The sequence below is a fragment of the Mycobacterium sp. genome, from assembly GCF_050701675.1.
GTDB lineage: Bacteria > Actinomycetota > Actinomycetes > Mycobacteriales > Mycobacteriaceae > Mycobacterium.
In genome coordinates this window covers 1-6330 of sequence record NZ_JBOGDD010000318.1, presented here as the reverse complement: position 1 = coordinate 6330, position 6330 = coordinate 1, and the positions used below count along the sequence as shown (strand labels likewise).

At 68.1% G+C, this 6330-nt stretch carries 7 protein-coding genes; 3 read left to right on the top strand and 4 right to left on the bottom strand.

Annotated elements, in window-relative coordinates; translation table 11 throughout:
- The first annotated feature begins 159 nt into the window (after positions 1 to 159).
- Positions 160 to 519, top strand: a complete 360-nt coding sequence (locus ACRDUX_RS09520) for a DUF202 domain-containing protein (protein ID WP_526413254.1) — start codon at positions 160 to 162, stop codon at positions 517 to 519.
- Positions 516 to 818, top strand: coding sequence for a DUF202 domain-containing protein (locus ACRDUX_RS09515; RefSeq protein ID WP_526413252.1), 303 nt, complete (start codon positions 516 to 518; stop codon positions 816 to 818). Before ACRDUX_RS09520 ends, ACRDUX_RS09515 begins: the two co-directional genes overlap by 4 nt.
- 17 nt (positions 819 to 835) lie before the next feature.
- On the opposite strand, the gene ACRDUX_RS09510 is transcribed toward ACRDUX_RS09515, so the two are convergent.
- Positions 836 to 1942 carry an alkene reductase gene (locus ACRDUX_RS09510; RefSeq protein ID WP_526413250.1) on the bottom strand — a complete coding sequence of 369 codons (1107 nt, stop codon included), beginning with the start codon at positions 1940 to 1942 and terminating at the stop codon, positions 836 to 838.
- A gap of 60 nt (positions 1943 to 2002) precedes the next feature.
- On the opposite strand from ACRDUX_RS09510, the gene ACRDUX_RS09505 reads away from it, so the two are divergent.
- Positions 2003 to 3202, top strand: coding sequence for a pyridoxal phosphate-dependent aminotransferase (locus ACRDUX_RS09505; protein ID WP_526413248.1), 1200 nt, complete (start codon positions 2003 to 2005; stop codon positions 3200 to 3202).
- On the opposite strand, the gene ACRDUX_RS09500 is transcribed toward ACRDUX_RS09505, so the two are convergent.
- The 3 genes from ACRDUX_RS09500 to ACRDUX_RS09490 form a co-directional block, all read right to left on the bottom strand.
- Entirely contained in the window at positions 3203 to 5209 is a 2007-nt protein-coding gene (locus ACRDUX_RS09500) for a YhgE/Pip family protein (RefSeq protein ID WP_526413246.1), read from the bottom strand. It lies immediately after the preceding gene.
- Positions 5210 to 5211: 2 nt separating this feature from the next.
- On the bottom strand, positions 5212 to 5871 hold the full coding sequence (locus tag ACRDUX_RS09495; RefSeq protein ID WP_526413256.1) for an ATP-binding cassette domain-containing protein: 660 nt from the start codon (positions 5869 to 5871) through the stop codon (positions 5212 to 5214).
- Between the two features lie 106 nt (positions 5872 to 5977).
- Positions 5978 to 6330, bottom strand: a 353-nt coding sequence (locus ACRDUX_RS09490) for an LLM class oxidoreductase (RefSeq protein WP_526413244.1), incomplete at its 5' end; no start/stop codon positions are given.

Genomic DNA, 6330 nt, shown 5'->3' with positions numbered 1-6330 from the left:
CCTCTGATCGACCAGCCTAACAGGGGCCTCAATCAACCTGTTGGTAGGGACCGCGGCACGCGCACTGGCGCTGCGCGGACGACTGGCCCACAGTGGAACCGTGAATACACAATCGGGAACCCACACGCCGACACAGATCGCGCTCCTGGACGACGGACGATGTTGATGGAACCCGTCGAACACGAACCCGACTACCGCTTCACCCTCGCCAACGAGCGCACCTTCCTCGCCTGGATCCGCACCGCTCTCGCGCTCATCGCGGGCGGCGTCGCACTGGTCCAACTGGTGCCGAGGTTCGGGATCACCGGTGTGCGGCACGCACTCAGCGCGCTGCTCGTGCTCTCCGGCGGTCTGCTCGCCGCGCTGGCGGTGCGACGCTGGCAACAGGTCCAGACCGCGATGCGACGCAACGCCGACCTCCCGTCCAGCAGGTTGCCGGTGTTCTTCGGCGCCGCCCTGCTGGCCATGACGATCGCCTTGCTGGTGCTGCTCTTCGTCGCCCCACCCCCTGGCCAGTGACCGAGCCAACCGGTCGGCCCGGACTGCAGGCTGAACGCACTCAATTGGCTTGGGAACGAACCGCCATCGGCTTCCTTGCCGTCGGTGCGGTCGCGCTCTTGCGGCACGAAGGGCCACTGGCCGAGGGCCGGATGGTGATCGTGCTCGCGTCGCTACTGATCGCGGTGGCGACGTTCGGGGTCGGACGCGCGCGGGCCCGCCGCATGGGAAGCAGCCCGCAGACGGCGGTCCGACTGATCGGCGCGGCCACGATCTGCCTGGCGATCATCCTGGTGGTAATGCTGCTGTCGTTCGGCTGATCGGGGATGCCCGCGGTTCAGGCCGAGCGCGACTCGTCCACCGCCATCAGCGTCGGGTAGTCCACGTAGCCGACAGGGCCCGGCGCATAGAACGTCGCGACGTCCGGCTCGTTGAGTTCGGCTCCGAGAATCAGCCGATCGATCAGATCGGGATTGGCGAGGAAGGCGCGGCCTACGGCGGCCGCGCTGATCGCACCCCAGTCGGCGAAACTCTCCAGCTGGCAGAAATCGGTGTCCACTTCGCGGCCGGTGTTGAGGACGAAGGCGCCGGACCAGATCGCCCTGATGGCGCCGAACGCGGCCACGGTGGGGTCGATCAGAACGTGGAGATAGGCGATCCGCAGCGGCGCGATCCGGTCGAGAAGCGATTCATACACGCCGACGGTGTCCACCTCGCGCACGTCCCCCGCGCCGTTGCCCGGGGAGATGCGCAACGCCACTCGGCCCGCGCCGATCTCGGCGACGACCGCCTCCACGACCTCGGCCGTGAGCCTGGCGCGGTTGACGGGCGAGCCGCCGTAGGCGTCCGAGCGCTGGTTGAGAACGTCGGACTGGAACTGGTGCAGCAGGTATCCGTTGGCGGCGTGGATCTCGACCCCGTCCATTCCGGCGTCCACCGCGCGTCTGGCGGCGACCCGGAACTGTTCGACGATCCCCGGCAGCTCGTCGGTTTCCAGCGCCCGTGGCACCGGCAGCGGCTTCTTGCCAGAAGGCGTGTGCGCGAGCATCTCGGCAGCCACCGCGGACGGGGCGACCGATTCGGTCCCGCTGATGTCCGGATGTGCCATCCGGCCCACGTGCCACAGCTGCATGAACATCGCGCCACCGGCGTCGTGCACCGCCTCGGCGATCTCGGCCCACCTGTCCTGATGACGGTCGGTGTAGACACCCGGCGTGTTCACGTACGCGCCGTTGGCCGCCTGCGACACCGCGGTCGCCTCGGTGATGATGATGCCCGCCCCGGCGCGCTGCGCGTAGTACTGCGCCGCGAGATCGGACGGCGTGCCGTCGGCATGGGCGCGCGACCTGGTCAGCGGCGCCATGAACATCCGGTTCCTCGCCAGCGTGTCACCGATCCGAACCGGCTTCAACAGGGTGGCGTCGTCGTCGAATTTGAAGGTCACGCCGCAGTCAGCGCCTACGGCCCGACGTTCATTCCCGCCGAGTCATTAGGCTCGACTGCCATGACGGACTCCGATGTCGCCCGCCGACCGGCTCCGGTCGCCCGGCTCCGGCCGTATGCCACCACGGTGTTCGCCGAGATGTCGGCGCTGGCGGCCCGCATCGGCGCGGTGAACCTCGGGCAGGGCTTTCCCGACGAGGACGGCCCGCCCGCGATGCTCAAGACGGCGGAGAATGCCATCGCGGCCGGCGTCAACCAGTACCCACCCGGTCCCGGTATCGCCCCGCTGCGTCAGGCCATCGCGGCTCAGCGCAAGCGCCACTACGGCGTCGACTACGACCCCGACACCGAGGTGTTGGTCACCGCTGGCGCCACCGAGGCCATCGCGGCATCGGTCATCGGCCTGGTGGAGCCGGGGTCCGAAATCCTTTTGATCGAGCCGTTCTACGACTCCTACTCCCCCGTCATCGCGATGGCGGGTTGCCACCGCGTTGCGGTGCCGCTCGTCCCCGACGGACGGGGCTTCGCCATCGACGTCGACGCACTGCGCGCCGCCGTCACGCCCCGCACCCGCGCGCTGATCGTGAACTCGCCACACAATCCGACGGGCATGGTCGCCACGGACGCGGAACTCTCGGCCATCGCCCGACTCGCCGTGGAACACGAGCTGCTGGTGATCACCGACGAGGTGTATGAACAGCTCGTGTTCGACGGGCACCGGCATCTTCCGCTCGCGAGCTATCCGGGGATGGCCGAGCGGACCATCACCATCTCCAGCGCAGCGAAGATGTTCAACGTCACGGGGTGGAAGATCGGCTGGGCGTGCGGCCCAGCCGATCTCATCGCGGGGGTTCGCGCGGCGAAGCAGTATCTGACCTACGTGGGCGGCGCGCCGTTCCAGCCCGCCGTCGCCGAGGCGCTCGACGACGAGGACGCGTGGGCGACCGCGCTGCGGGACTCGTTCCAGGCCAAGCGGAATCGCCTGTCGGGTGCGCTCACCGACATCGGCTTCGACGTGCTGGACAGCTTCGGCACCTACTTCCTGTGCGCCGACCCCCGCCCACTCGGTTACGCCGACAGCACGACGTTCTGTGCCGATCTGCCAGAGCGGGCAGGCGTCGCGGCGATTCCGATGTCAGCGTTCTGCGATCCCGATTCCGCGCACATCGGCGACTGGAATCACCTGGTGCGCTTCGCATTCTGCAAGCGTGACGACACCATGGAAGAGGCCATCAAGCGGCTTCAGGTGCTCAGGAGATAATCACACTTCGATCGGCGGGTGCAGCCGTTCCATGGTGTATTGCCGATTGCGTCTGGCGGCCCACGAACTCGCCGCCAGCGACGCCGCCAGGACGCCGCACAGGACGGCTATCGCCACCCACAGCCTCGATTCGATGCCGCCGACCGTCAGCTCGCGTAAACCGTTGACGGCGTACGTCATCGGGTCGAACGGATGGATGATCTGGAACGGTTTCGCGGTGGTCTCCACCGGATAGATGCCACCGGAGGACACCAGCTGGAACATCAGGAACGCCAACGTCACGACCCGGCCGACCGCGACCCCGAAGATCGCGTTGAACGCCTGGATCATGGCCAGGAAGGTCGCAGCCACCAGGAGCAGGAACGCGACGGTGCCGAACACGTACTTGGCGTGCAGACCCACCCCGAAGTGCACGACGACGTACATCACCAGCACCTGACAGGCCGCGACGGTCAACGCGGGCCAGTAGGACGCAAGCACCACCCGCAGCGCGCCGAGCCCACCGACGATCGGCCTGGCCTGCAGAGGGGTCAGCAGCATCCAGATGATCAGCGTGCCGATGAAGAGCGCGAGCGGCAGGAAGAACGGCGCGAATCCCGTACCGAATGTCGACGCCTGGTTGGCGTAGTTCTGCTGGACGCCGACGGGGCTCGCGACGTTTCGAGCAACGGCGTTGCGCTGCTGGTCATTCCACGACGGGACCTGCGCGGCGCCCTTGTCGAGTCCGTCGGACAGTTGTCGCGAACCGTCGCTCAGCTTCTCGGTGCCTGCCGCGAGTTTGTCGGCGCCGGTGGCCAGCTGGCGACCACCGTCGGCCAGCTTGACCAACCCGACGTTGAGCTTCCCAGCGCCACTGTCGAGTTGGGCTGCACCGTCGCGCAGCTTGACCACGTCAGACTTCAGCTCACCGTTCAACGCCTGTGTGATGAACTTCCGCATCGGGCTGTTCGGATCCCCGAACTCCGTCTCGAGTTGCTGCGCGCTGTCGCGGAGCCGGTTGAGCCCGGCGTCGGTCGTCGGATCGATGCCCTGGGCGTTCAGCAGTCGTTGGGCTCCGCCGAGCGCCTCGCCGAGCTCGCGCACCGACGGGTCGGGGTTGGTCTGCAGCCCGCCGACCACCCTGTCCACGATGTCCGACGCCAGTTGCTGGTCCACGTTCAGTGCTGCGATCCGGTCGGTGGCTGTCTTGATCCCGCCGCTCAGCCTGGTCGCAACGGCGGCGACGTCATCCGGATTCAGGTTCAGTCCCTGGACTCTGTCCAGGACGTTGATGAGCGGCCCGGTGGCCTCGCCGATGCCTGTCGACAGCTGGTGCGCGCCCGCTGCGAGCGCGGCCGATCCGGTGTGCGCCGCCACCAGGCCATCGGCCAGGGTGTGGGTGCCGCCCGCCAGTTGGTGGGCGCCATCGTCGGCGGTCGTCAGCCCGGCCGAGAGCTGATCGGCCCCGTCGGCCGCCTTCTTGATGCCCGCGCCTGCGTCCGTGAGCCCGATCAGCACCTTGCCGACCACCTGCTCGCCGACCCGGGAGCTCACCTGATTGAGAATCTCCCGCGACGCGTTCTGCCCGATGATCGACGCCAGGTAGTTGTTCGCGTCGTTGAAGTCGAACTGGATCTGCGCCTGGTGCGGTGTATCCGTCGCCGTGGACGCGATGGCCTCGCTGAAGTCGTGGGGCAGGGTGATGGAGAAGTAATACGTCCCGTCCGCAACGCCTTTCGCGGCGCTCTCCGCGGATTGCGGGTGCAGATCGAGCTGACCGGACTTCAGCAGGGCGCCAGCCACCTCATCGCCTGCCCGCAGTTCCTGGCCCTGAGCGATCGCGCCGCCGTCCTCGTTCACCAGCGCGACGGGGACCTTGTCGACGGCGGCGAACGGATTCCAGAACGCCCAGAGGTACATCGCCCCGTACAGCAACGGCAGCAGGATGATCGTGACTAGCGCGACCCGGGGCATGGTGCCGCGGGAATAGCGTTTGAGGTCGGTGCCCAGCGACATTCCGGCAAGCATGGTCAGTCCATACCCTTCTGATCGCGGGTTGAGGTCTCGGCGAGGCTGAGGTTGGCGACCGGGAACTGCGCTCGCACGCCAAGACCGTCGGCGACGGGGTTGGCCGATGCGGTGACGATGGTCTGTTGCTCACCGAGCGCGACGAGCCTGCGCACCAACTCCGCCCGGTCACCGTCGTCGTCCACCTGATCGAGGCTGCCGACCACCAACACCGGCGGCGAGGCGGTGTTGGCGAGCGCGACCCTCAACAGCATGGCGTCGAGTTCGGTGAGTTGGTCGACGTAGGTGCCCAACTCCGGCAGCGGACGCGGGCCGAACACGGCACCGCAGATCCGGACCAGATCATCGCCGCCTGCTCGCCGGACCAGCCGGTACCACGCGGCGTCCCACCGCAATTGCTCGGTGAGCACGTCTCGGACGGTGACCGACTCATACACGCCGTCGACGTCCTCGATCCCGGCCAGCGCGCACTGTCCGAAGATCGCGGGCGCGCGCGTGCACCCCAGCACGTCGAGCGAACCGCGCAGCGGTTTCATCCGCCCCGCGAGCGTCATCAACAGCGCGGTGCGTCCGGAACCTGCGGGTCCGAGGAGAACCGTGACGCCGCCGCGCGGGATCTCCAGGTCGACCGGACCGTAGACGGGCCCCCACGGCCCGGCCATGGTGATCGCCCGCGCGGTGATCGCAGGTGGCTGTTCTTCGACGTTGCTCGGATCGGCCACCGTGTCATCCAAACACGGCCGCCGAGCCGATGTGGGCCGACCGACGTCAAATCGAGGCGGCAACCTCCCAAAGACGTTCCGGGTCAGCGGGGTCCGATCGCAGTTGGCTGAGGACCAGGTCGGTGGCCCCCGCGTCGCGGTACCGCTGCAACTGCTTGCGCACGGCCTCGGCCGGACCGACCGCCGCGATGTCGGCGGCCCGGTCGGCGCCCTCGCGCGCGATCACCTTCGCGTACGACGGGATGGTCTCGTAGAACTTCAGTTCCTCCACCGCAAGATCTCTGGCGGCGTCGAGGTCGTCGGACACCACCACCGGAACCGCGGCGATGATCCTCGGCGCGGGCCGCCCCGCCGCGGTCGCGGCCGCGGCGATGGTGGGGACGATGAAGTCCCCGATGG

Excerpts from the sequence above, each read along its gene's own strand:
- ACRDUX_RS09500 (WP_526413246.1), bottom strand. The coding sequence starts at position 5,209 with ATGCTTGCCGGAATGTCGCTGGGCACCGACCTCAAACGCTATTCCCGC.
- ACRDUX_RS09520 (WP_526413254.1), top strand. The coding sequence starts at position 160 with ATGTTGATGGAACCCGTCGAACACGAACCCGACTACCGCTTCACCCTC.
- ACRDUX_RS09495 (WP_526413256.1), bottom strand. The coding sequence starts at position 5,871 with ATGGCCGGGCCGTGGGGGCCCGTCTACGGTCCGGTCGACCTGGAGATC.
- ACRDUX_RS09505 (WP_526413248.1), top strand. The coding sequence starts at position 2,003 with ATGACGGACTCCGATGTCGCCCGCCGACCGGCTCCGGTCGCCCGGCTC.